The 23,658-nt window shown below is 62.0% G+C and carries 20 protein-coding genes; 7 read left to right on the forward strand and 13 right to left on the reverse strand.

Going from position 1 to position 23,658, the window contains the following annotated elements; translation table 11 throughout:
* Window positions 1-45: 45 nt before the first annotated feature.
* From AB8A38_RS21070 to AB8A38_RS21110, 9 genes are all read right to left on the reverse strand, one after another.
* Window positions 46-1,086, reverse strand: coding sequence for an amino acid ABC transporter substrate-binding protein (locus AB8A38_RS21070; protein ID WP_439087277.1), 1,041 nt, complete (start codon window positions 1,084-1,086; stop codon window positions 46-48).
* Between the two features lie 82 nt (window positions 1,087-1,168).
* Window positions 1,169-1,771, reverse strand: a complete 603-nt coding sequence (locus tag AB8A38_RS21075) for a L,D-transpeptidase (protein WP_068730420.1) — start codon at window positions 1,769-1,771, stop codon at window positions 1,169-1,171.
* Between the two features lie 160 nt (window positions 1,772-1,931).
* Window positions 1,932-2,081: a DUF2474 domain-containing protein gene (locus tag AB8A38_RS21080; protein WP_315839700.1), complete on the reverse strand. Its 150-nt coding sequence runs from the start codon at window positions 2,079-2,081 to the stop codon at window positions 1,932-1,934.
* Window positions 2,081-3,082, reverse strand: a complete 1,002-nt coding sequence (gene cydB, locus AB8A38_RS21085) for a cytochrome d ubiquinol oxidase subunit II (RefSeq protein ID WP_315839699.1) — start codon at window positions 3,080-3,082, stop codon at window positions 2,081-2,083. Before cydB ends, AB8A38_RS21080 begins: the two co-directional genes overlap by 1 nt.
* Window positions 3,079-4,488, reverse strand: coding sequence for a cytochrome ubiquinol oxidase subunit I (locus tag AB8A38_RS21090; protein WP_439087278.1), 1,410 nt, complete (start codon window positions 4,486-4,488; stop codon window positions 3,079-3,081). The genes cydB and AB8A38_RS21090 overlap by 4 nt, the downstream gene beginning before the upstream one ends.
* A 345-nt stretch (window positions 4,489-4,833) precedes the next feature.
* Entirely contained in the window at window positions 4,834-5,445 is a 612-nt protein-coding gene (locus tag AB8A38_RS21095) for a sigma-70 family RNA polymerase sigma factor (protein ID WP_093757615.1), read from the reverse strand.
* Window positions 5,446-5,639: 194 nt separating this feature from the next.
* Entirely contained in the window at window positions 5,640-6,377 is a 738-nt protein-coding gene (locus AB8A38_RS21100) for a response regulator (RefSeq protein WP_315839697.1), read from the reverse strand.
* On the reverse strand, window positions 6,374-8,128 hold the full coding sequence (locus AB8A38_RS21105; protein ID WP_439087279.1) for an ATP-binding response regulator: 1,755 nt from the start codon (window positions 8,126-8,128) through the stop codon (window positions 6,374-6,376). The genes AB8A38_RS21100 and AB8A38_RS21105 overlap by 4 nt, the downstream gene beginning before the upstream one ends.
* Window positions 8,098-10,125, reverse strand: coding sequence for a sensor histidine kinase (locus AB8A38_RS21110; RefSeq protein ID WP_315844269.1), 2,028 nt, complete (start codon window positions 10,123-10,125; stop codon window positions 8,098-8,100). The genes AB8A38_RS21105 and AB8A38_RS21110 overlap by 31 nt, the downstream gene beginning before the upstream one ends.
* Before the next feature lie 418 nt (window positions 10,126-10,543).
* Between AB8A38_RS21110 and ugpB the strand changes: the two genes are divergently transcribed.
* A complete protein-coding gene (ugpB, locus tag AB8A38_RS21115) occupies window positions 10,544-11,866 on the forward strand; it encodes a sn-glycerol-3-phosphate ABC transporter substrate-binding protein UgpB (RefSeq protein WP_439087280.1) in 1,323 nt (440 codons plus the stop codon).
* A gap of 40 nt (window positions 11,867-11,906) precedes the next feature.
* Here ugpB and AB8A38_RS21120 read toward each other — a convergent pair whose 3' ends face one another.
* From AB8A38_RS21120 to AB8A38_RS21135, 4 genes are all read right to left on the reverse strand, one after another.
* Complete coding sequence (locus AB8A38_RS21120) at window positions 11,907-12,758, reverse strand: energy transducer TonB family protein (RefSeq protein WP_315839694.1); 852 nt, start codon at window positions 12,756-12,758, stop codon at window positions 11,907-11,909.
* A complete protein-coding gene (gene exbD, locus AB8A38_RS21125) occupies window positions 12,755-13,192 on the reverse strand; it encodes a TonB system transport protein ExbD (protein WP_089263503.1) in 438 nt (145 codons plus the stop codon). Before exbD ends, AB8A38_RS21120 begins: the two co-directional genes overlap by 4 nt.
* A 3-nt stretch (window positions 13,193-13,195) precedes the next feature.
* Window positions 13,196-13,981 carry a tonB-system energizer ExbB gene (gene exbB / locus AB8A38_RS21130; RefSeq protein ID WP_439087281.1) on the reverse strand — a complete coding sequence of 262 codons (786 nt, stop codon included), beginning with the start codon at window positions 13,979-13,981 and terminating at the stop codon, window positions 13,196-13,198.
* A 130-nt stretch (window positions 13,982-14,111) separates the two neighbouring features.
* Window positions 14,112-16,181 carry a TonB-dependent receptor gene (locus tag AB8A38_RS21135; RefSeq protein WP_439087282.1) on the reverse strand — a complete coding sequence of 690 codons (2,070 nt, stop codon included), beginning with the start codon at window positions 16,179-16,181 and terminating at the stop codon, window positions 14,112-14,114.
* Between the two features lie 319 nt (window positions 16,182-16,500).
* Between AB8A38_RS21135 and AB8A38_RS21140 the strand changes: the two genes are divergently transcribed.
* The 6 genes from AB8A38_RS21140 (at window position 16,501) to AB8A38_RS21165 (ending at window position 23,657) form a co-directional block, all read left to right on the forward strand.
* On the forward strand, window positions 16,501-18,120 hold the full coding sequence (locus tag AB8A38_RS21140; protein WP_315839690.1) for an ABC transporter substrate-binding protein: 1,620 nt from the start codon (window positions 16,501-16,503) through the stop codon (window positions 18,118-18,120).
* A gap of 237 nt (window positions 18,121-18,357) precedes the next feature.
* Window positions 18,358-19,371, forward strand: a complete 1,014-nt coding sequence (locus tag AB8A38_RS21145; protein WP_120287488.1) for an ABC transporter permease — start codon at window positions 18,358-18,360, stop codon at window positions 19,369-19,371.
* Window positions 19,372-19,381: 10 nt separating this feature from the next.
* Window positions 19,382-20,302 (forward strand): ABC transporter permease, encoded by a 921-nt coding sequence (locus AB8A38_RS21150; protein ID WP_315839689.1) that lies wholly within the window; start codon window positions 19,382-19,384, stop codon window positions 20,300-20,302.
* Window positions 20,303-20,312: 10 nt separating this feature from the next.
* A complete protein-coding gene (locus AB8A38_RS21155; protein WP_315839688.1) occupies window positions 20,313-22,034 on the forward strand; it encodes an ABC transporter ATP-binding protein in 1,722 nt (573 codons plus the stop codon).
* Window positions 22,035-22,057: 23 nt separating this feature from the next.
* Window positions 22,058-22,237: a DUF4089 domain-containing protein gene (locus tag AB8A38_RS21160; protein WP_315839687.1), complete on the forward strand. Its 180-nt coding sequence runs from the start codon at window positions 22,058-22,060 to the stop codon at window positions 22,235-22,237.
* Window positions 22,227-23,657 carry an AtzE family amidohydrolase gene (locus AB8A38_RS21165; RefSeq protein WP_439087283.1) on the forward strand — a complete coding sequence of 477 codons (1,431 nt, stop codon included), beginning with the start codon at window positions 22,227-22,229 and terminating at the stop codon, window positions 23,655-23,657. Before AB8A38_RS21160 ends, AB8A38_RS21165 begins: the two co-directional genes overlap by 11 nt.
* The last annotated feature ends 1 nt before the right edge of the window (window position 23,658 follow it).

Consider the following 23,658-nt stretch of genomic DNA (forward strand, 5'->3'; position numbering starts at 1 on the left):
TTAACCTCTCCCCGCAAAAACGGGGAGAGGTTAGAAAGAAGTAGCTTACCTGATCGGCGGCGCGTATTGGATGCCGCCGGCGCTCCAGATCTGGTTCAACCCGCGCGGAATCTTCAGCTTCGAGCCTTCGCCGATATTGCGGTCATAGACTTCGCCGTAATTGCCGACATGGCGGATGATGCGGGCGGCCCAGTCCTTCGAGAGGCTGAGGTCTTCGCCGTAAGCGCCTTCGGTGCCGACCAGACGCATCACGTCGGGCTTCTTGGACTTTAGGGCTTCGTCGATGTTCTTCGATGTGATTCCGAGCTCCTCGGCATTGATCATGGCGTAGAGCGTCCACTTCACGATCATCATCCAGTCGTCGTCACGCTGGCGCACCACGGGGGCCAGCGGCTCCTTGGAGATGACGTCGGGCAGGATCAGGTGATCGTCGGGCTTGCTCATGGTCAGGCGCAGCGCATAGAGCTGCGACGCATCCGCCGTGAAAGTGTCGCACTGGCCGGAATTATAGGCCTTGAGGACTTCGTCCAGCTTCGGAAACTTCACTTCGGTGTATTTGATGTTGTTACTGCGGAAGTAGTCGGCGAGATTCAGTACCGTCGTGGTGCCGTCCTGGACGCAGACCTTGCTGCCATCGAGTTCCAGCGCAGAATCGATCTTGCGGGATTTCGGCACCATGAAGCCCTGGCCGTCATAATAGGATACGGCCGGGAAATAGAGATCGTAATTGGTTTCGCGCGACATGCTCCATGTAGAGTTGCGCGACAGGATATCGACCTTGCGGCTCTGCAGCTCCTTGAAGCGATCCGACGCGTCGAGCGGAACGAACGTCACCTTCTTCGGATCGTTGAAGATCGCGGCAGCGACGGCGCGGCAGAAGTCGACATCGAAGCCGGTCCAGGTGCCCTGCGCATCCGGCGACGAGAAGCCGGGCAGGCCGGTATTCACACCGCACAGTACGGCGTCGCGTTTGACGGTGCGCTTCAGCGTCTTGGTGTCGTAGCGCTCATAGGTGATCGCAGCCGCGGCCACTGCCGTGGCAATCAGGAGGCCAATGGCAAGCCCCGTCGTGAAAGTCCGCTTCATCCCCATGCGAAGTCCGCCCCGTCGTCAGATAAAAATATGTCAGAGAAAAACTGGATCTAAGAGCTGCGCGGTGAGGTGCAGATCAGATTTCAGGCTTCTGCCGCACGATGACCTTGGTGCCCACCGGGATCCGGTCATAAAGGTCGGCGACATCGGCATTGACCAGCCGGAAGCAGCCGGACGATACGGCGGTGCCGATGGTGTCTGGCCGGTTGGTGCCGTGGATGCGATAGACGGTGGCGCCGAGATAGAGCGCGCGGGCGCCGAGCGGATTGCCGGGGCCACCCGCCATGAAGCGAGGAAGGTAAGGCTGGCGCGCGATCATTTCCGGCGGCGGCGTCCAGTCCGGCCATTCCGCCTTGCGCGAGATCTTCAAGAGGCCCTGCCACTGGAAGCCGTCGCGGCCGACTCCGATGCCGTATCGCAGCGCGCGACCATTGCCTTGCACCACATAGAGATGGCGTTCGGAGGTCGCGATGATGATGGTGCCCGGTGCCTCGGTGGTGCGGTACAGCACCATCTGCTTCTGGAATTCCGGTTCAAGCTGAACGGAGTCGTCGGCAATTAGCCCGGGCTCGTCGCCGACATCCGGACGCGGCTGCTGGGCGAGGCCTTGCGTGATCGACAACATCAGGCTGGCTGCGGCGACGAGTTGAAAGCCAAGCAGGCGGCGGATGTTGATCATCGCAGGCATCTCCGGTTTCGCGTCCGATATTCTGTATCATCCCAGCCAAATTACGGGAACCATGAAATCAGCGGGCATAGCGACGGTCCGCGCGCGGACGTCGTGAGTCGCCGGCATATTTGCCGTTCGCGGGTGACGATTTGATTAAAGGTCACCGCGTCTATTTCGGTGCGATCCACAGACGCAGCACGTAGCTGACGAGGGTCACACTGGCGACGCCGCCCAGCCACAGCGCAACAAACCACAACAGGCGTTGTATCAGCGGGCGCTTGTCTGAAGGGACGGGCTTTTGCTGCGACGCAGGTGCCATCAGTGATAGCCCGCGCCGGCGCGAACCTTGCCGCGAAACACGTAATAGGCCCAGGCGGTGTAGCCGAGGATGATGGGAACCAGCACGGCGACGCCATAGCTCATGAAATGCAGGCTGTTGTCGGGCGACGCGGCCTGCCAGATGGTGATGCTGCGCGGCACGATATAGGGCCACATGCTGATGCCCAATCCCGCATAGGACAGCGCGAACAGCGCCAGCGACAGGAAGAACGGCCGGTAATCCTGTTTGGCCGCGAGGCTTCGCATCAAGAGCGCCGTGATGGCAGCAACCGCAATCGGCACCGGCGCCGTCAGGATGATGTTGGGCCAGGCGAACCAGCGACGCGCATATTCGGCATCCAAAAATGGTGTCGCGATGCTGACGAGGCCGATGGCAGCGAGCATGGCGAATAGCAGCCACCAGCTCAGCCGATAGGCCTGATCGCGCAACGCGCCTTCGGTCTTCAGCACGAGCCAGGTGGCGCCGAGCAGACCGTAGCCGGCCATTAGTGCGAGTCCAGTCAGGACGCTGAACGGTGTCAGCCAGTCCCACCAGCCGCCGCCATAGTGGCGACCATTGACAACGATGCCTTGCAGGATTGCGCCGAGCGCCACGCCCTGCGCCAGCGTGGCCATCAGCGAGCCACCGGCAAAGGCGATATCCCAGAGATTGCGCTCGCGCGTGGTGCGCCAGCGGAATTCGAAGGCGACGCCGCGAAACACCAGCCCCAGCAGCATCACGATCATCGGTGTATACAGCGCCGGCATCAGCACCGCATAGGCCAGCGGAAACGCCGCCATCAGCCCTCCGCCGCCGAGCACCAGCCAGGTCTCGTTGCCGTCCCAGACCGGGGCGACCGAGTTCATCATGACGTCACGATCTTCCTTCTTCGGGAAGAGTGGAAACAGCATGCCGAGGCCGAGATCGAAGCCGTCCATCACGACATAGACGAACACGGCAAAGGCGATGATGAAGGCCCAGACGACCGCGACATCGATCATGACGCGCGCCCCGATGCGGTTGCGCCCACAGCCGGGGTAATGCCCGCCGCGCGACTTGGGACGTTGCCGGCCGGGCCTTGCTCATCATGATGGGGCGGCACGGCCATCAACCGCAGCAGATAGATCGTGCCGGCAGCGAAGACCAGGAAATAAACGATGGCGAAGGCGATCAGCGACGACGCCACGGCTGGTGCCGCCAGCGGCGAAACCGAAGCGCTTGTTCGCAGCAGGCCGAACACCGTGAACGGTTGCCGCCCCGTTTCGGTCGTCACCCAGCCGGCCAGCACGGCGATGAAGCCGGCCGGGCCCATCGCGAGCGCAAAGCTGTGAAGCAAACGCGACTCATAGAACTTGCCGCGGAAGCGCATGAAGAGGCTCAGCAGTCCCAGCCCCAGCATCAGGAAGCCGATGCCGACCATGATGCGGAACGACCAGAAGGTCACCGGCACCGGCGGCCAGTTTTCGCGCGGAACAGTATCGAGCCCGGCCATTGGCGCATTCAGGTCGTGCTTCAGGATCAGCGATCCGAGCTTGGGTACTTCGATAGCGTAGTTCACTTTGCCTTCGGCCTGGCTTGGGATACCGAACAGGATCAGCGGCGCACCATGGGGATGGCTTTCGAAATGGCCTTCCATGGCCATGATCTTGGTTGGCTGGTGCTCGAGCGTGTTGAGGCCGTGCTGATCGCCGGCAAGAATCTGCAGCGGCGCGACCAGTGTGGCCATCCACATCGCCATGGAAAACATCACGCGCGGGCCGGGCAGGCGCGTATCCTTGAGCAGATGCCAGGCGCCGACCGCGCCCACCACGAAAGCCGTGGTGAGATAGGCCGCCAGCACCATATGCACGAGACGATACGGAAAGGACGGGTTGAAGATCACCTTCCACCAGTCGGCGGCAACAAACTGGCCGGCAGCGTTGATGGTGTAGCCGGTCGGCGTCTGCATCCAGGAATTCGCGGAGAGAATCCAGAAGGCCGAAAACAGCGTCCCGATCGCGACCATCAGCGTAGCGAAGAAATGCAGCCTAGGACCTACGCGTTGAAGCCCGAACAGCATGACGCCAAGAAATCCAGCCTCGAGGAAGAAGGCGGTGAGGACTTCATAGGCCATCAGCGGGCCGATGATCGGTCCTGCCTTGTCGGAGAAGGCCGACCAGTTGGTGCCGAACTGGTAGGACATCACGATGCCGGAGACCACGCCCATGCCGAAGGCAACGGCGAAGATCTTGAGCCAGTAGTTGAACAGGTTGAGGAAGACGTCGCGCCCGGTCCACAGCCAGAGTGCTTCGAGCACCGCGAGATAGCTCGCCAGCCCAATGGAGAACGCGGGAAAGATGATGTGAAATGACATCGTGAACGCAAATTGCGCTCGGGCTAGTATGACAGGGTCAAAGCCTTCGAACATCTGCATCCGTCCATGTGTAGTCTGGACGTGTTCTATCATGCAGAGCGCGCGGGCGAAACTGTGCGAGGCCTTTCGTTAGTTGGTCGCCCGCATTCGGCAACGTCTTGAAAAGGCTGTCCATCTGCCCACGTTGGCGTTCGCCGTCGGACTCGTAGACAATTTGTCCAATTTTGTCAGATGTATTGCGCAGGTCGATGCGGAAGTTCGTGCGACTGCTGACGATGACAAAGCCGGAGCTCAAAACAAAATGCGACCCGGAAGGGGGCATCCCGTCCGGGTCGCTGGAGGTGGGGAGGTTTACGCGAACTGACGTCTGGAACGCTGGAGCAAAGGGATCGCGGCGGATTACGCTGCGATGCTGTCGATGCCGGCGGTCTTCAAGAGATCGGCGAGCTGCTTGCGGGCGTAGAACATGCGGGTCTTCACCGTCGATGCGGGGATACCGATCAGGCCGGCCACCTCTTCTACTGACTTCTCATGATAATAGACGAGGTTGACGATCTCGCGATGCGCCGGCGACAGCTTGGCGACACAGGCGCGAAGAATGGCGCTGGTGCGGCTGCGATCGAGCGATGCCTCAGGTGTATCGGCCTGGTCGGCGATTTCCATAACATCGTCCTGGTCGATGTCTTCATATTTACGCTGGCGCAGCGCAGTCAGCGCCTTGAAGCGTGCGATCGACAACAACCAGGTGGAGACCTGCGAGCGGCCTTCGAACTGGCTGGCGGTTCGCCATACATCGAGGAATACCTGGCTGACCAGATCTTCCGCCGCCGACGTGTCACGCAGCATGCGGAGAACGAAGCGATAGACCCGCACATTGTGTCGGGCATAAAGCGTGTGCATCGCTGTGCGGTCGCCGCTGGCGATATTCTCCAGCAGCATCTCGTCCGAGGTGGCGCGGGCCGTAATGATACCCTGCTGACCGGCGGCATTGAGGGCGATGACGTTCTGCATGACTAACTCCCGTAAGAGACCGCGTTGCGGCTTCGTTGGGAGGATTGTTAAGGAGCCCGGGTTTCAGGGCGTCTGCTTCAAAAGCGGAAAATGGTTTCATGGAACCGGAGAATTGTTTCGTCGCAGGGCTAGGGACGAAACATTCAGAGGTGAAATGCGTGTAAATTGAACGGGATAGATTCCAAAAGGGGTGCTCAGGCCTTGTCGCCCACGGGGGAGAACAAATAGCCCCCGCCGCGAATTGTACGGATCACGGCGGGCTTCGTCGGATCGGGCTCGATTTTGCGGCGGATTCGCATGATCCGCAGGTCAACCGCCCGGTCGAAAGCTTCTGCGTCGCGGGCATTGGCCAGTTCGAGCAACCGTTCGCGCGAGAGCACGCGCTTCGGATTCGCGGCGAATACCTTGAGCAGGCCAAATTCAGAAGCCGTCAGCGGATGTTCGTTGCCCTCATCGTCGCGCAGGGCCTGCGCTTCCAGATCGAGCCATTTCGTGCCGAAGCGCACGAGATGATCCTTGCTCTCCTTGGCAGGCGTTGCATCTGCTGCTGCGCCCTTCACCGGCGTGCTTCGGCGCAAGACCGAGCGGATGCGCGCCATCAATTCGCGGAGTTCGCAGGGCTTGGCGATGTAATCGTCGGCGCCGAGTTCGAGGCCGACGACACGGTCGATCGGGCTCGCGGTGGCGGTCAGCATGATCACCGGCACATTGATGCGGCTCTTGAGGTCACGGATGATCGAGAGCCCGTCTTCCTCGGGCATGTTAAGGTCGAGCACCACGAGATCCGGCACCTTGGTCTCGATCTCGCTGCGCAGGCTCTTGCCGCCGTCGCACAGGGTCACGGCAAAGCCGTGCATCTTGAGATAGTCGCCCACCATCTCGCGGGCGGGCGCTTCATCGTCGACGATGACGATATGCGGGCTCTGGCTCATGACAGGCCCTCACTGGTGGCTGGCAGCAGGATGGTGAAGGTAGCGCCCTGGCCTGGGCCGGGGCTATGTGCATTCACCTCGCCACCATGCATGTCGATGATGCGTTTGACGATCGACAGGCCAAGGCCGGTCGAGCTTTCGCCGCCGGTCGGCTTGGCCGACAGCCTCTGGAAACGGCCAAACAGCCGGTCGAGATCTTCCGGCGACAGGCCGGGACCTTCGTCGCTGATGCTGATGCGGACATAATCGGCGTCGCCCGTGATCAGCAGCGCGATCTTGCCGCCGATCGGGCTGTATTTGATGGCGTTGCTGACGAGATTGTCGATCGCTTCGCGCATCCGGTCGGCATCGCACATGGTGAGATCGTGGTGAGCCGGCGCCGAGACGGAGAGATCCTGCTGCTTGTTCACCGCAGACGGCCGGTTCGCTTCCGCGACGTCCCGGACCAGCGTCGCCAGATCGACCGGCTCGCGGCGGATGGTAATATCGAAGGCGTCCGCCATGGCATCGGAGATCAGGTGATCGACCATCGAGGTCAACCGCTTGGTGGCGTCACGGATGTGATCGACCTGCGCGGAGATGTTTTCCTTCGGCGATCCCGCGGATATCAGCTCGGTCAGCATCTCGGTGCGGCCGAGGATCACGCCGAGCGGATTCTTCAGGTCATGGGCGACGGTGCCCAGAATCTCGTTCTTGAAGCCGTTGGCGCGTTGCAGCCGCAGCCACTGCGCCGAAAGCCGGCGATTGGCCTGCATGAGAGCGCGGGTGCGCTGCGCCACGCGGTCTTCCAACTGCGTATTTGCCTCGTGCAGTTGCTGGTAGAGGATCACGTTGTCGAAGGCGATCGACAGCCGGCTGCCGAAGATCTCCACCAGCGAACGATCGGTCTCCGACAATTGCCGCTCTGCCTGCAACAGCACGACAACCTCGCGGCCGCTGCCGGTGCGGATATAGAGCGCCGTCCGATGGTCGGCGAAATCATGCTTGCGGCGCTTGAAGGCCTCTTCGACCATCTGGCGCAGGTCCGGATCGAGCGACTGCGAAGTCGCAGTGCCCATGAAGCGGCTGTAGCAGCCTGATCCGGCGAGGACGGCATAGTCGTCGCCGACAACGCCGCCATCGCGCAGCACCAGAATGCCCGCGCAATCGACGTTCAGCAGTGACGCGATCTGCGTCAGCACGCCTTCGGCGAGCCGCTGCATCGACTTGAAATCGTAGAGCGTCGAGGCCGCGTCGATGATGATTTCGAGGCCACGCCGCGTCTGCACCATGCGTTCGAGCTGCTGATAGCTGCGCAGTGCTGCCGTCAGCGAGGTGAACAGCTTGTCGGCGGTCAGTTCGGTCTTCGCCTTGTAGTCGTTGATGTCATAGTCGACGATGACGCGGCGCTCCGGCGCTTGGCCTGGCTGGCCGGTGCGCAGAATGATGCGCACCGTCTCGTTGTGCAGCTCGTTGCGGATGAACTCGACCAGTTCGAGGCCGGCCGCATCCGTCTCCATGATGACGTCGAGCAGCACGGCCGCGATATCTGTATGCTCGCGCATCAGGGCCTGGCCTTCCGCGGCGGAATAGGCCGACAGGATTTCCAGCGACTGGCCGTTCAGGGTGTAATCGCTCAGCGCGAAGCGCGTGCCCTCATGCACGGCCTGATCATCGTCGATGACCGCGATCTTCCATTTTCGGTTATTGGATTCTTCCGGGACATCACCGGAGTCTTCAATCAGGTAGAGGACATCGTCCTGGTCGGCCATTGCGTAGTCCCGTCAAATGATCCGGCGGCGCCAGTGGCGGCCCGCGGCATGATAATGCGAAATGTCGTGCCTTGTCCCAGTCTTGACTCCAGCATCATCCGGCCACCCAGCTGCTGGGTCACCAGATTGTACACGATGTGGAGGCCGAGGCCGGTGCCGCCTTCGTTGCGGCGGGTGGTGAAAAACGGGTCGAAAGCCTGTCGCTGGACGTCCGGGCTCATGCCCGCGCCGTTGTCGGAGAAGCTGATCTCGATATCGTCGGTGCCGCGCGGCTTGGCGGTGATAGCGATGGCGCCGGGCTTGCCGTCCGGGAACGCGTGATTGGCCGCATTCAGGAACAGGTTGGTCAGGATCTGGCCGTAGGACCCGGGATAGCCGTCGATCATCAGCCCGTCCGGCACGTCGACTGTCAGCGTGATCGGAGCCTTCTTCAGGACGGGGCGCAGACTGGCGATGATCTGATCGGTGGCCTCGGAGAGGCTGAATTGCCGCCGTTCGGCATGGGAACGATCGACGGCGACCTGTTTGAAGGACTGAATAAGCTCGCCGGCGCGATGCAGGTTGGCGACTAGTTGCTGCGCCGCATCGCGTGACGTCTTGACGAATTCTTCCAGTTGCGAGCGCCGCAACGGGGCATTGGAGCGCAGTTCGGCCTCGAACATTTCCGAGCGCCGGGCGAAGCTTGATGCCACGGTGAGGCTGATGCCGATCGGATTATTGACCTCGTGGGCCACGCCGGCGACCAGACCGCCAAGCGCGGCCAGCCGTTCGGCATCGATCAAATTCTGCTGTGCGGCATTTAGTTCGAGCAAGGCGCTTTCGGCTTTCTCTTTCGATGCACGCAGCTCGTTCTCGGCTTCGCGCTTGGCGACGGCGTTCTCACGGAACACTTCGACCGCGCGGGCCATGGCGCCAACCTCGTCCTTGGCGGCGGTGCCCTGGACCTTGCGATCATAGTCGCCGGAGGTGATTGCGCGCATCGAGGCCATGATCTGCTGCAGCGGCAGGCGGATGCTCAGCGCGATGATGATGCCTGCGGTGATGATCAGCCCAAGAAAGGCCGCGGCGATGACCATGACATTGCGGGAGATCGCCGTCAGCGTGCGGTCGAAAGTGGCCTGCGCGGACTGCTCGCGCTGGCGCATCTTGACGGACAGGCCATCGATCGCAGCAATCGTGTCGGCCTGGCTGGCATCGATCGAATTGCGCAGCAGGTCCGTGCGGCTGGAGAGTTGTTCGGACAGTTTTGCGAGCCCCTGGCGGAGGGCAACCGAGCGTCCCTTGAGCCGCTGCAACGCAATGCGCTGCAGATCATTGTCGGCGAGGTCGGTCATGACCGGGATAGTACGCTCGATCGTCTCTGTGTTGCGGCGTGCATCCTCGGCCGAGGCGGATGCCAGCGACAGATAATAGGCGTTGGCGGCGACCAGCATCGCGGTGAATGCCTCACGCGACTTGCCGAGTGCCGGCCAGATCAGCGCGTCGCGCTGGCCTGTGGCGCCTTCGATGATGGAGTACAGTCCTGCCATGTCCTTGGCAGGCCCGAGCACTTGTTCCTCATAGGTCTTGGCAATGGTGGTCTGAAGCGTCCGCAATTCACCGAAGCCGCTGAGGAAGCGCTCGGTGACGCGTTCCAGCTCGGCGACCGAGCCGGATAGCATGGGGTCGGTCGAGGCACGGGTATTCAGTGTCCCAAGCACAGCCTCGCGCAACAGCAGGATTTCAGCGAACAGTTCGGGGCTGGGCTGATTGATATAGCGATGGATCAGGTTCTGCAGCCGGCCGGTCTCGCTCTCGAGCAGGGCCAGAACCTGATCGGATTGCCGGACCTGGCGCACGTCGTCCCAGGCCGAGGACAGCACCCGCGAGCCGCTCCAGATCAGGCCCGCCAGGACGAGGACGACCGCGGAGTTCAGGGCTGCGATGGACAGAATGCGCCAGCGGATCGGAATCGCACGGACAGCCGCGACGACGCCGGTCCGGCCTCGCGCCGCCAGCTCGTCCTGTCCTTCAGAAACTCCGTTGTGCGGGCTCGTCACCACAGTTGTGTCATTCGGCCTTGCGAAAGGTTCAATCGGTGAGACAGCCGTGCGTCGCAACCCGGCAATTCGATTTTTATAGTCTGAAAGAGTTTCGTTGAGGTTGCGAGACAGTTCAATGTAGCAAATACAGGCGGTGCTGGCTATTAACCTGCAACAACTGGTTGAATTAGCACAGTCCCGATTGAACCGAACGCCGCGAAGTCGCAACAGAGTGCTGCGGCAGATCGTGTCCGGTGAACGCCACCGTGCGGGGCAATTTCGATCAAAACTATAATGGAATCATTATTTTATTGGGCGGCGGAAGCTTTGGCCTCCCAACAAGAATGATAGCACAGCAGGCCGGCAGCCGACGGCGTTGTAAGGGCAGAATGAAATGAAGTTGAAGGCGGCGCTCGGATATCTCGCGCTCGTGATGACAGTCAGCCAGACGGCGACGCCCGCACGCGCCACCGACATTCAGTGGTGGCACGCGATGTCCGGAGAACTCGGCCGGCACGTTGAAAAGCTGGCCGCGGATTTCAACGCCACGCAGACGGGCTATCGCATCGTTCCGGTCTACAAGGGCAACTATACCGAGACCGTCACGGCGGCGATCTTTGCCTTCCGGTCCCGGAGCCAGCCGGCCATCGTCCAGGTCAACGAAATCGCGACGGCCACTATGATGGCTGCCAAAGGCGCAACCTATCCCGTCTATGAGCTGATGCGCGATCAGGCGGAGGCGTTCAATCCGTCAGCCTATCTGCCAGCCATTACGGGCTACTACACCGACATGGCCGGCAACATGCTGTCCTTCCCATTCAATGCATCGACGCCGATCCTTTACTACAACAAGGATCTGTTCCGTGCCGCCGGGCTCAATCCGGACGAGCCGCCGCGGACCTGGCCCGAACTCGGCGTCGCTGCCAAGCGATTGCGGACGGCAGGTGCGGTTTGCGGCTTCACGACGGCCTGGCCGTCATGGATCAATGTCGAGAACTTCTCGGCATTCCACAACATTCCGGTGGCGACGAAGTCCAATGGCCTTGGCGGGTTGGATGCGGTGCTCACCTTCAACAATCCGCTGATGGTGAGGCATATTACGCAACTTGCCGAATGGCAGAAGACCAAGGTCTTCGACTACAGCGGCCGTGCGACAGCGGCTGAACCACGGTTTCAGAAGAGCGAATGCGGGATTTTCCTGGGCTCGTCGGGCACCCGCGCCGACATTCTTGCCAATGCGAAATTCGAGGTCGGCTATGGCCTGATGCCGTACTGGCCGGATGTCACGGCCGCGCCGCAGAATTCGATCATTGGCGGCGCCACGCTCTGGGTGCTGCGCGATCGGCCGCGCGAAGAATATAAGGGCGTCGCGAAGTTCTTTGCGTTTCTTTCGCAGCCTGAAGTACAGGCGACCTGGCATCAGAAGACGGGTTACCTGCCGATCACGCGCGCCGCCTATGAACTCACGCGCCAGCAGGGTTTTTACGACCGCAACCCCGGCACCGTAAAATCCATCGAGCAGATCACGCTCAAAGCGCCGACGGAAAATTCGAAGGGATTGCGCCTTGGCTCGTTCACGCTGATCCGTGACGCCATCGAGGATGAGCTGGAGCAGGCCTTCAGCGGCAAGAAGCCTGCGCAGGAGGCCCTCGACGCTGCAGCCGAGCGCGGCAACAAATTGCTGCGCCAATTCGAACGCGCCAATCCGGTGCAGTGATATCTGCCCGGTCGCGGCGCATCACGATCTTCGTTAGTTGCTAACGAAGATCATATCTCAGCGGAACGTTGAACGCTTCCGTACCGCCGGTCTTCTCCGGCGGAAATGCCGGAAATGGCTGCGCGCGACGAACCATGGCGAGCGTTTCGGCATCGAGCGCCGAATTTCCCGACGATCCCAGGAGGCGGGAAGACAGCACGCGACCGCTGCGATCGAGTGTAAAGGCGATCCTGACGACTGCCGTGCCTGACTGACCGGTGCGCGCACTCTGGGGAAATTGCTTGAAGCGCTGCAAGTGTGATTGAACGAGCTGATTGTAAGACGCTGACGCTGCCCTCGATGCACCGGCGGCGGCGGCCGATGCTGCAGGCGCGATGCGTTCTGCGCGCGGTGCTGCAGTGGTCTGCGGCGCTGCCGGCGCATCGTTCGGCTTCTTTTTGACCTCGGCGCGTATCGGCTTCGGCTTGGGCTTTTCCGGCACCGGCTTTGGCGGATCGGGAATGATCTTGGCGGGCTCGGGCGGGGGAGGCGTCGGCTCGGTCTTCTGTTCGGGCGGCGCTTCGACGACCGGCTTCTCCATCAGCGGCGTCGGCGGGATCTGTTCTTCCGCCTGCTTCTGTTGAACCGGTTCGGGCGGTGGCTCGGACGGCGCTTCCGCCTGCTGCATCTCGGGGCCGGGCGCGATATCCAGCGGCTGCGTTTCGGGCGCAGCGGTGGCCGGCGCCATGTCGATCATGATGGTCGGCATCGTAACGCCCGGCGGGTTCGGTTGATGGTACCACCAGATGCCTGCGGCGATCAGACCGGCATGGATCGCGACGATAGCGATCGCCGACCCGGTCCAGCGAAGACCGACGCTGTCGGTCGGCGCATGTAGCGCAAAGACGTTCATGGCGCGGAGGTTCGTCCGTCGAGGCCGACCAGCGCGATCTTGAGATAGCCTGCGTTGCGCAGCAGGTTCATCACTTCCATCAGATCGCCATAGCTCACGACCTTGTCCGCGCGCAGGAAGATGCGTTCGTCCTTGTTGTTCTTGGTCGCAGCATCCAGCGTGCCGCTCAGCGTATCGCGCGGGATGATGTCTTCGCCGACGGCGATAGTCAGGTCAGGCTTGACGGTGACGAAGACCGGCTTGTCGGGACGCGGTTGTGGTTCGACGGCGCTTGCCGGCAGATCGACACCGAGATCGACCGTTGCAAGCGGCGCTGCCACCATGAAGATGATCAGCAGAACCAGCATCACGTCGATGAAGGGCGTCACATTGATTTCGTGGTTGACTTCGAGGTCGTCACCGCCGCCTGAGCGTCCACCTAATCTTGCAGCCATGGTCTATTCCGCCGCCCGCGAGATCGGCATGCCGCGACGGCCGTGATCGCGGCTCATCAGCAGCATGACCTGTGCGGAGGCATCGCCGAGCAGCGCACGGTAAGTCGTGATGTTGCGAACGAGCTGGTTATAGATCACCACAGCCGGAATGGCTGCGACAAGACCGAGTGCTGTCGCGAGCAACGCTTCTGCGATGCCCGGTGCGACGACGGCGAGGTTGGTGGTCTTGGTTTCCGAAATGCCGATGAAGGCGTTCATGATGCCCCAGACGGTTCCGAACAGGCCGACGAAGGGCGCAGTCGCACCGATCGTTGCGACCACGCCGATGCCACGGGAGATCCGGCGCGACATCGCCTGTTCGACGCGCTCAAGGCGGAGCGCAATGCGCTCCTTGAAGCCGTCATCGAACAGTCCATGGGAGAGGGCAGTCTCGCGCACCGCCGAATGAATGAGCTGGGCCACGGGATCGCGAGCATTGGCGCTGTCGCGCTCGACCTGGGCCAGCGTCGTATCGCTTTCCAGGATATCGAGCCGCCGTTTGGCGGACCGAGTTTCGCGGTTGAGTTCGATGGTCTTTGCGAGCCAGACCGTCCAGGTCACCAGCGAGGCGATGGCAAGACCAATCATCACGGCCTTCACCACGATGTCGGCGTTCATGAACATGCCCCATGGGGACAGATTATGCGGCAGCAACGCTTCCGTGGTCGCAGCTATAGCAAACTGCGGAACCACCGCCGTTCCGCTAACCGCCAGGAATACAGTTGCGATGGGAGACCAGGATCTTGTCATAGGGGCTGCATTCCGTCGGTCGAAGTTTGCAATGGGAGATGATGGCGAAGAATACCTTCGCATGTGAACGATGTCGCCCTCTGGAGACCGAGTTGAGGCCCAAACTGGAGCGATTCCAAGGTCATTGGGCTCAAAATCTCATACTCGTGAAGAGCCGCACGCCGCGTCCGGGCTGCAGCACCTCCGCCTTCTTGAAGGAGATGTGGTTGCGGACCTGCTCGTCGAGCAGATTGTCTCCGGTGACGCCGAAGGTGATGTCGCGCAGGCCGCCGTCGACCTTCGCGAATGTGTGAGTATAGCTCACCTCAGCCTTCAGCAGATTGTAGCCGGCCGTCGACGTTTCATTGAGCGCAATGTCATTCTGCGTGAATGCATGCAGGACGCCCAGACGCGCGTACCATTCGGCGCTGCGCCACCAGACGCCGCCGCCCACGCGCATCGGTGCGATGCGCGGAACATTGCTGCCATCGGCAAAGGTCGCGCGGACAACGTCGAACTGCGTATCGATACCGAACATGCCGTCGCTGAGCGGCGCCACGTCGAGTTGTGCCATCAGCTCGGCGCCGCGGAAATTTGCGTCGCGTTGGCCATAGGCGACCTGCAGAAGCGGGCCGGTCGCGCCGCAGCTTGCGAAAGTGTCGGTGCAGAAGTTGCCGGTCACCTGTTTGAAGATGAAATCGAGATAGCGCGTGTAATAGAGGCTGGCCTCGAAACGAAGCTGGCCGCTGCTGCGCTTGAGGCCGACTTCGACCGACTCCGCGGTTTCGATTTTCAGATCCGGATTGCCGATGACGAAGGTGCCCGATGCGCCGTCGGAGCCGCGCGAATAAAGCTCGGGCGCAGCAGGCGCGCGCTGCGCACGCTGTACGCTCAGATTGGCGACTATGTCCCAGGGCAGTGATTTCAGCAGTCCGAAGCTGAAGCTCTTCGGAGTGAAATCGCGCGTCGCTGCAGTCTCGGAGAATGTGTCGGGCGGTGGCAGGAAATTGCTGGGGAAGATCGGCGCCATGCCGGATACTGACAGGCTCTCGATGCGGCCGGCGGCCTGGAATTTGAGTGTGTCCGAGAGCTGCAACTGTTCGAACACGAAGCCCGCGACGGTGTCCGTATTGGTGGGGGCGAGTAGTCCGCCGAGCAGGCCCGCGGTGCCGAGCTTGCGGTTGCTGGCCTGCACGCCCCAGCTTCCGGTCAATGCGCCGAGCGGTGTTGCGACCGCGGCGTGGTCCAGTTCGAAGCGGCCTTCGATTTCCTTGTTGGTGATGGTGTTCTGCAGGCCATCGACGCCGTTGCTGCCGATGCCGAGCTCGCCATGCTTGTAGTCGCTGACGCCGAACGTATAGCGGATCGCGGCGATGCCGTCGGTGGGCGCGCGCCACTCGCCCTTGCTGGTGACTTTGGTCTGTTCGAGATCGATGCGAGTCCGTGACGCGGATTCGGCGATGCCGGGGATATGATACAGGCTGGTGATGTGCTGGATCGCGGTGCCGATATAGCCGCCATCGAAGATATAGGAGCCGCCGACCGACTGGCCCTCCGAGCGCAGTCTCGTATTGGCCTGCACGCCGCCGCCGGGAATTCTGTAATCGCCGGCGCTGCGGCCGAAGGCATCGACGTGAATAGCGACATTACTGCCTGACGCATCGATGCTGGCCGCGCCGTCGATGCTACTATCCACCGAAGAGCCGCCGCCCTTGATGCGCGCGCTGAAATTGTCCGGCACGAGACTCTCCGGAATGCGATTGTTGCTGGCATTGACGACGCCGCCGATGGCCTGATTGCCATAGCGCAGCGTTGCCGGCCCGCGGATCACCTCGATCTTGTCGGCGGACAGCGGATCGACCGGGACCTGGTGGTCCTGGCTGAAATCCGACGCGTCCTGGCTGCCAATGCCGTTCTCCTGAATGCGAACGCGATAGTCATCGAGGCCGCGGATATTCGGTCTGCTCGCGCCTGGCGCAAAGGTCGATGCGGCAACGCCCGGCTGGGTTGCCAGCAAGTCGGCGATGGAGGCGGAGGTGGTGCGCTGGAGGGCGTCACCGGTCAGCAGGGTGGTAGACTGGAAGGCGTCAGCTTCCTTCTGCCGCTCGGCGCTGACCACGATTTCCGAAAGCGTTTGCCCTTCCTGGGCCTTCGCGTCTCCAACCCAGACTGACGAGAGGCATGCTGCCCCCGTGATCGATGCCCACAACCTTAAACTCACGCCATTCCCCAACGTTACTGATCTGATGCGAATGCTAATGCGAACTATTCGCAATAAGGAGGCGGGAGCCGTGCATGTCAAGCCGGAATCGGGCGAGTAATCACCAGGCAAGCACGCGCGACAGTCTAAATTTTATGCATATCAATATCTTTGTATGCAACGAGGCTGAGTCTCCGGCGACGCCGACCGCCGGGCTCGTTGCGGAAATGCAAGATTTATCAGTCCCCTAGATGGCCATTAGGGGCTCGTTAAGCTCTGGCACGAAGTTTGCGATGTCTGTTCCCAAGCCGATCCACTCGCGCCCTTGGGGAGAGCAAGAATGAAGCGTCGTGATTTTCTGAAAACCGCCACAGGCGCCGCCGCCGGCGCGATGGTCTCCGGTCCGGCGATCTTCTCGCCCGCTAAGGCAGATGCCCGGTCCGAAACCCTGCTGATCGTCTCCGAAAGCGGCCCCAACAATCTCGACATTCATGGCGTCGGCACCAATGTGCCCGGCTACGAGGTGTCCTGGAATTGCTACGACCGCCTGATCGGTCACGAGATGAAGGCAGGCCCTGGCGGCGTGCCCTATTACGACCGCGACAAGTTCAAGCCCGAACTCGCCGAGGACATGACCATCGGCGACATGTCGGCGACCTTCAAGCTGCGCAAGAACGCCAAGTTTCACGACGGCACGCCGGTGACGGCGAAGGATGTGAAGTGGTCGCTCGATCGCTCGGTCAGCGTCGGCGGTTTCCCGACCTTCCAGATGAGCGCCGGATCGCTGAAGAAGCCCGAGCAGTTCGTGATCGTCGACGATCACACCGTACGCGTCGATTTCGCCACTAAGGATCGCCTGACGATTCCGGATCTCGCTGTCATCGTGCCCTGCGTGATCAATTCCGAACTGGTGAAGAAGAACGCCACCGAGAAGGATCCGTGGGGTCTCGAATATACCAAGATGCAGACTGCCGGTGGCGGCGCCTACAAGGTGACCAAGTGGACCGCGGGCACGGAAGTCATCCTCGAGCGCAATGATGATTGGGTCTCCGGCCCGACACCGAAGATCAAGCGCGTGATCTGGCGCATGGTGCCGCAGGCCGGCAACCGGCGTGCGCTGCTCGAGCGCGGCGATGCCGACATGTCCTATGAGCTGCCCTACAAGGACTTCCAGGAGATCAAGGCCAACGGCAAGCTCGATGTCGTGTCGCTGCCGTTCAGCAACGGCATTCAGTATATCGGCATGAATGTCACCAAGCCGCCCTTCGACAATCCGAAGGTGCGTCAGGCCGTGGCCTATGCGCTGCCTTATCAGAAGATCGTCGATGCCGTGCTGTTCGGTCTCGCCAATCCGATGTACGGCGCATCAGCCGACAAGCCAACGGAAGTGGCCTGGCCGCAGCCGCATAAATACAATACCGACATGGCCAAGGCGAAGGCGCTGCTGGCCGAGGCCGGCTATCCCAACGGCTTCGAGACTACGATCTCATTCGATCTCGGCTTTGCCGTCGTCAACGAGCCGCTCTGTGTGCTGGTGCAGGAAAGCCTCGGCCAGATCGGCATCAAGACGACCATCAACAAGATCCCCGGCGCCAATTGGCGCACCGAGCTGAACAAGAAAGAGATGCCGCTCTACACCAACGTGTTCTCTGGCTGGCTCGATTACCCCGAATACTTCTTCTACTGGTGCTATCACGGCGACAATTCGGTGTTCAACACCATGAGCTACAAATCGCCCGAGATGGACAAGTTCATCAACGGCGCGCGCACCGCCGCCGCAACCGGCGACAAGGCGGCCTATGATGCCGACGTGAAGGGCTTCGTCGATCTCGCTTTCACTGATGTGCCGCGGATCCCGCTGTATCAGCCCTATGTCAACGTGGCGATGCAGAAGAACATTTCCGGCTACCAGTACTGGTTCCACCGTCGGCTCGACTATCGCGCGCTCGTGAAGGCGTGATGTGATGATGGCGAGGATGCTGGCCCTGCTCGATGACGGAACGGCTCCATCGTCCCCTCCCCCCTTGCGGGGGAGGGTGGCGCGAAGCGCCGGGAGAGGGGTGAGCCACGAGCGCCGTCGCCTGCGACTCCCCCTCTCCCCAACCCTCTCCCGCCTAGCGAAGCTTCGCTTCGCGTGGGGGAGAGGGAGCGCCGCGAGCTTGCATTCGCATCCGTCGATGAACAGGAGGCAAGCATCATGCTCAGCCTGATCGGCAAACGACTGATGTTCGCGATCCCGAGCTTGATCGGGGTCGTGATCGTCACATTCCTGCTGACGCGCGCGCTGCCCGGCGATCCCGCGGCCTATTTCGCGGGACCGTCGGCGGACAAGCAGGCGATCGAGGAAATCCGCAAGAAGCTCGGTCTCGACAAGCCGCTGATCGAGCAGTTCTTCCGCTATACGGCGGATCTGGCCAAGGGTGATTTCGGCAACTCGCTGACGACAGGCCAGCCGGTGGCGACGGAGCTTCGCAACCGCCTGCCGGCATCGGCCGAGCTGACGCTGCTTGGTCTGCTCGTTTCGATCATGATCGCCATTCCACTCGGCATTCTCGCCGCCACCCGGCCGGGCTCATGGATCGATCATCTCTGCCGGGTGACGACGACGGCCGGCGTGTCGCTGCCGGTGTTCTTCACTGGTCTGGTGCTGGTCTATGTCTTCTATTTCAGGCTCGGCTGGTCGCCGGCGCCGCTTGGGCGACTGGATGTGTTCGCATCGACGCCGCCCAATGTGACCGGCTTCTATCTGATCGACAGTCTCATCGCGCGTGACTGGGAAGCCTTCAGGTCTGCCTTCAACCAATTGATCCTGCCGACGGCGACGCTGGCGATATTTTCACTCGCGCCGATCGCGCGCATGACGCGCGCGTCGATGCTGGCGATCCTGTCGTCCGATTTCGTGCGTACGGCTCGCGCCAGCGGCCTGTCGCCACGCGCCGTGATCGTGACCTACGCGTTCCGTAACGCCATGCTGCCGGTCATCACCACGCTGTCGATGACGTTCTCGTTCCTGCTCGGTGCGAATGTGCTGGTCGAGAAGGTTTTTGCCTGGCCGGGCATCGGCTCCTACGCGGTCGAAGCCCTGATCTCGTCGGATTTCGCGCCGGTGCAGGGCTTCGTTCTGACCATGGCCGTCATGTATGTGCTGATCAATCTGATCATCGACATTCTCTACGGCGTGATCGATCCACGCGTGCGGTTGGAAGGGTGAGGTGGAAACCATGAACGCTGTCACGCCTGTCGATTCCGAAGCCGTTCCCGCGCCGAAGCCTGCGCCCGCAAAACGCACTTCCGGCTTTACCGCGACGCTGCAGCACACGCGTTACATTCTCGGCGAGAACCGCGTGACGGCGTTTGCGTTCGGCCTGCTAATGCTGATCGTGTTCGCAGCGCTGTTCGGCCCCTACATCGTGCCTTACGATCCGCTCGCCAGCGACACGGCCCAGGCGCTGAAGGCGCCGTCTGCGGCGCACTGGTTCGGCACTGATCAGCTCGGGCGTGACATTTTCAGCCGCGTCATCGTGGCGACCCGGCTCGACTTCTTCATCGCGATTGCCTCGGTGGCGCTCGTCTTCGCCATGGGCGGCCTCGCCGGTATCGCGTCGGGCTATTTCGGTGGCTGGACTGATCGCATCGTTGGCCGCATCGCCGATACGATCATGGCGTTTCCACTGTTCGTGCTGGCCATGGGTATCGTCGCAGCACTCGGTAACACCGTGCAGAACATCATCATTGCCACGGCCATTGTAAACTTCCCGCTCTATGCGCGCGTCGCGCGGGCCGAGGCGAACGTCCGCCGCGAAGCGGGCTTCGTGCAGGCGGCCCGACTGTCGGGCAATAGCGAGATGCGCATCCTGCTGGTGCATATCCTGCCGAACATCATGCCGATCATGATCGTGCAGATGTCGCTGACCATGGGTTACGCGATCCTCAATGCCGCTGGCCTCTCCTTCATCGGTCTCGGTGTCCGTCCGCCGACCGCGGAATGGGGCATCATGGTCGCCGAAGGGGCGTCCTTCATGGTGTCCGGCGAATGGTGGATCGCATTGTTCCCCGGTCTGGCGCTGATGATCGCGGTGTTCTGCTTCAATCTGTTGGGCGACGGTTTGCGCGACATCGTCGATCCGCAGCGACGCACCTGAGGGCCCGGACATGACAGCTCAACCGCTTCTCGACGTCAGCGACCTCACTGTCGAATTCGCCACGCGGCGCGGCATCGTCAAGGCCGTGCAACACGTCAATATTTCCGTGGCCAAGGGCGAAACACTCGGCATCGTCGGCGAGTCCGGCTCGGGCAAGTCGGTGACGTCCTATGCGGTGATGCGCATTCTCGACCGCGCCGGCAAGATCGCAGAAGGCTCGGTGATGTTCTCTGGTGTCGACATCAAGGGTGCAACCGAGAACCAGATGCGCGACCTGCGTGGCCGCGAAATCTCGATGATCTTCCAGAACCCGCGGGCGGCGCTCAACCCAATTCGCAAGGTCGGCGATCAGATCGAGGACGTGTTGCGCCAGCATGCGCAGGCCGGTAGCGCCGATCGTGCCGAGAAAGCCATCGAGGCGCTCGAGCAAGTCAAGATCGCACGCCCGCGCGAGCGTTATCACGCCTATCCGTTCGAACTCTCCGGCGGCATGTGCCAGCGCGTGGTGATCGCACTGGCGCTGGCGTGTAATCCGCAGCTCCTGATAGCTGACGAGCCGACCACCGGCCTCGATGTCACGACCCAGAAAGCCGTGATGGATCTGGTCGTCGAGCTCACCAAGAGCCGCGGCATGTCGACCATCCTGATCACTCATGATCTCGGCCTTGCCGCTGCCTATTGCGACCGTGTCGTGGTGATGGAAAAGGGCAGGGTGGTCGAGACGGCGCTGTCGGCCGATATCTTCGCCAATCCGAAGCACGCCTATACGAAGAAGCTGATGCAGGCGACGCCGCGGCTCGGTGTCTCGCTGCGTGATCTCCTGCCGGCCGAAGAACGCGCTGCAATGCCGGTGCAGCCGACGATTGCCGATAGCGCCGGCGCGCCCGCCGAGGCAAAGCCGCTGCTGGTGGTCGACAACCTGGTCAAGGAGTATGCCCGCCAGGGTGCGACAGCCTCTCTGGCAAAACTGTTCTCGCGCAAGCCACCGACCGAGCCGGACAAGTTTCGTGCTGTCGATGGTATCAGCTTTACGGTTGGTCACGGCGAGAGCGTCGGCCTTGTCGGCGAATCCGGCTGCGGCAAGTCCACCACGTCGATGATGGTGATGCGGCTGATCGACAAGACCTCGGGCCGTATCTCGTTCGATGGCGACGAGATCGGCGAGATCGCGCCGAACTCCTTTGCGCGGTTGCCGCTGCGCAAGAGCATCCAGATGGTATTTCAGGATCCCACCGACAGCCTGAATCCCCGTTTCACGGCGGCGCGCGCCATTGCCGATCCGATCATGCAGCTTGGCGACATCAAGGGCGGCGATGCATTACGTGCAAAATGCGAGGACCTCGCGCGGCAGGTTGGCTTGCCGCTCGAATTGCTCGATCGCTTTCCGCACCAGATGTCCGGCGGCCAGAAGGCGCGCGTCGGCATCGCGCGGGCCATCGCGCTGCAGCCGAAGCTGATCATCCTGGATGAGCCGACCGCTGCGCTCGACGTCTCCGTTCAGGCGGTGGTGCTGAACCTGTTGCAGGACCTGAAGCAGTCGATGGGGATGAGCTATTTGTTCGTGTCGCACGATTTGAATGTGGTGCGTTTGCTGTGCGATCGTGTCATCGTGATGCGCACCGGGCGGATCGTCGAGCAGGGCCTGACCGAGGCCGTGCTCGATGCGCCGCAAGACGCCTATACGAAGGAGCTGCTGTCGGCGATCCCGCATCCGCCGCTGCCGGTTCACTGATACGAATGATTGAGAGAGGGACCGTGGCCGAACCGCTTGATGACTATATCCACGCCGTCGCCGGGGCGTTGGGACTGCCGATTGAAGACGCGTGGAAGCCATCCGTCCGTGCCAATCTCGCGGTGACGCTGAAAATGGCTAAAATGGTGGACGAATTTCCGCTCCCCGACGAAACCGAGCCGGCGAGCATCTATGCAGCTTGACCCCGTCATCATGGCCCATATTTTTCAAACCAATGGCGATTGGCGCCCGGCGTCGGACATTGCGCAGGCGGTTGCCGCGAAGAAAATCTCGGCGCTCGCCGTCACCGAAGCGGCGCTCGCGCGGATCGCGCAGCACAATCCGGTCCTGAACGCATTCACCGATGTCACTGCCGATCGCGCGCGCGCCACGGCGAAGGCGCTGGATGCCGCGATTGCCGCCGGTCAAAGCGTCGGCCCGCTTGCAGGCGTGCCGTTTGCGGTGAAGAATCTGTTCGATGTCACCGGCCTGCCGACCCGCGCCGGTTCCAAGATCAATCACGATCGTCCGGCTTCAACCCGCGATGCGACGCTGGTCGAACGCATGGAAGCCGCGGGCGCCGTCTTGGTCGGCACGCTCAATATGGGCGAATACGCCTATGATTTTACGGGCGAGAATATTCATGACGGGCCGTCGCGGAATCCGCATGACGTGACCCGGATGACCGGCGGCTCATCGGGCGGTTCCGGCGGCGCAGTCGGCGGCAGTCTCGTGCCGATTGCCTTGGGGTCGGACACCAACGGATCGATCCGCGTGCCGTCGTCGTTTTGCGGTATCTTCGGCTTGAAGCCGACCTATGGCCGGCTGTCGCGGGCGCGCTCGTTTCCGTTTGTCGCGAGCTTCGATCATCTCGGCCCATTCGCACGATCGGTCGAGGACCTCGCGCTGTCCTACGACGCCATGCAGGGACCGGATGCCGAGGATGCCGCGTGTTCAACCCGCGCCATCGAGTCTGTGACGGCGCTGCTCGGACAGGATATCGGCTCTCTCCGCATCGCTGCGGCCGGCGGATACTTCCGCAAGAACCTGTTTCCGGAGGCCCAGGCGGCGGTTGCGCGTGTCACGAAGGCGCTCGACGTCACACGCGATATTGAGCTGCCCGAGGTCGCCCGCGCGCGGTCGGCGGCCTATGTCATCTCGACGGTTGAAGGCGCCTCGCTGCATCTGGATCGCTTGCGCACGCGGCCCAATGACTTCGACCCGGCGGTGCGAGACCGCTTGCTCGCCGGCGCCATGGTGCCGGCGCCGCTGGTTGACCGCGCGCAGAAATTCCGTCGCTGGTACCGCGCCAAGGTGCTCGAACTGTTTGGGGATGTCGATGTGATCATCGCGCCGGCGACGCCTTGCATCGCGCCGAAACTGGGGCAGGCGACTTTCGTGCTCGACGGCGTCGAACTGCCCGTGCGCGCCAATATCGGCATCCACACCCAGCCGATCTCCTTTATCGGCCTGCCCGTCGTCGCCGTGCCGGTGCCGCTCGATCCGATGCCGGTCGGTGTGCAGATCATTGCGGCGCCGTGGCGGGAAGACATCGCGCTGCGGGTCGCTTATGCTTTGGAGCGGGCCGGCGTGGTTGCTGCGCCCCGCGCAAAAGGGTTCTGAC

This window comes from Tardiphaga sp. 839_C3_N1_4 (assembly GCF_051811045.1).
Taxonomy (GTDB): domain Bacteria; phylum Pseudomonadota; class Alphaproteobacteria; order Rhizobiales; family Xanthobacteraceae; genus Tardiphaga.

Coding starts and splice junctions, on each gene's coding strand:
- AB8A38_RS21150 (WP_315839689.1), top strand. CDS start 19,382: ATGAACGCTGTCACGCCTGTCGATTCCGAAGCCGTTCCCGCGCCGAAG.
- AB8A38_RS21145 (WP_120287488.1), top strand. CDS start 18,358: ATGCTCAGCCTGATCGGCAAACGACTGATGTTCGCGATCCCGAGCTTG.
- AB8A38_RS21095 (WP_093757615.1), bottom strand. CDS start 5,445: ATGCAGAACGTCATCGCCCTCAATGCCGCCGGTCAGCAGGGTATCATT.
- AB8A38_RS21080 (WP_315839700.1), bottom strand. CDS start 2,081: ATGGCACCTGCGTCGCAGCAAAAGCCCGTCCCTTCAGACAAGCGCCCG.
- AB8A38_RS21075 (WP_068730420.1), bottom strand. CDS start 1,771: ATGATCAACATCCGCCGCCTGCTTGGCTTTCAACTCGTCGCCGCAGCC.
- AB8A38_RS21100 (WP_315839697.1), bottom strand. CDS start 6,377: ATGAGCCAGAGCCCGCATATCGTCATCGTCGACGATGAAGCGCCCGCC.
- AB8A38_RS21105 (WP_439087279.1), bottom strand. CDS start 8,128: ATGGCCGACCAGGACGATGTCCTCTACCTGATTGAAGACTCCGGTGAT.
- exbB (WP_439087281.1), bottom strand. CDS start 13,981: ATGACAAGATCCTGGTCTCCCATCGCAACTGTATTCCTGGCGGTTAGC.
- AB8A38_RS21140 (WP_315839690.1), top strand. CDS start 16,501: ATGAAGCGTCGTGATTTTCTGAAAACCGCCACAGGCGCCGCCGCCGGC.
- cydB (WP_315839699.1), bottom strand. CDS start 3,082: ATGATCGATGTCGCGGTCGTCTGGGCCTTCATCATCGCCTTTGCCGTG.
- AB8A38_RS21120 (WP_315839694.1), bottom strand. CDS start 12,758: ATGAACGTCTTTGCGCTACATGCGCCGACCGACAGCGTCGGTCTTCGC.
- ugpB (WP_439087280.1), top strand. CDS start 10,544: ATGAAGTTGAAGGCGGCGCTCGGATATCTCGCGCTCGTGATGACAGTC.
- exbD (WP_089263503.1), bottom strand. CDS start 13,192: ATGGCTGCAAGATTAGGTGGACGCTCAGGCGGCGGTGACGACCTCGAA.
- AB8A38_RS21090 (WP_439087278.1), bottom strand. CDS start 4,488: ATGTTCGAAGGCTTTGACCCTGTCATACTAGCCCGAGCGCAATTTGCG.
- AB8A38_RS21070 (WP_439087277.1), bottom strand. CDS start 1,086: ATGAAGCGGACTTTCACGACGGGGCTTGCCATTGGCCTCCTGATTGCC.
- AB8A38_RS21155 (WP_315839688.1), top strand. CDS start 20,313: ATGACAGCTCAACCGCTTCTCGACGTCAGCGACCTCACTGTCGAATTC.
- AB8A38_RS21165 (WP_439087283.1), top strand. CDS start 22,227: ATGCAGCTTGACCCCGTCATCATGGCCCATATTTTTCAAACCAATGGC.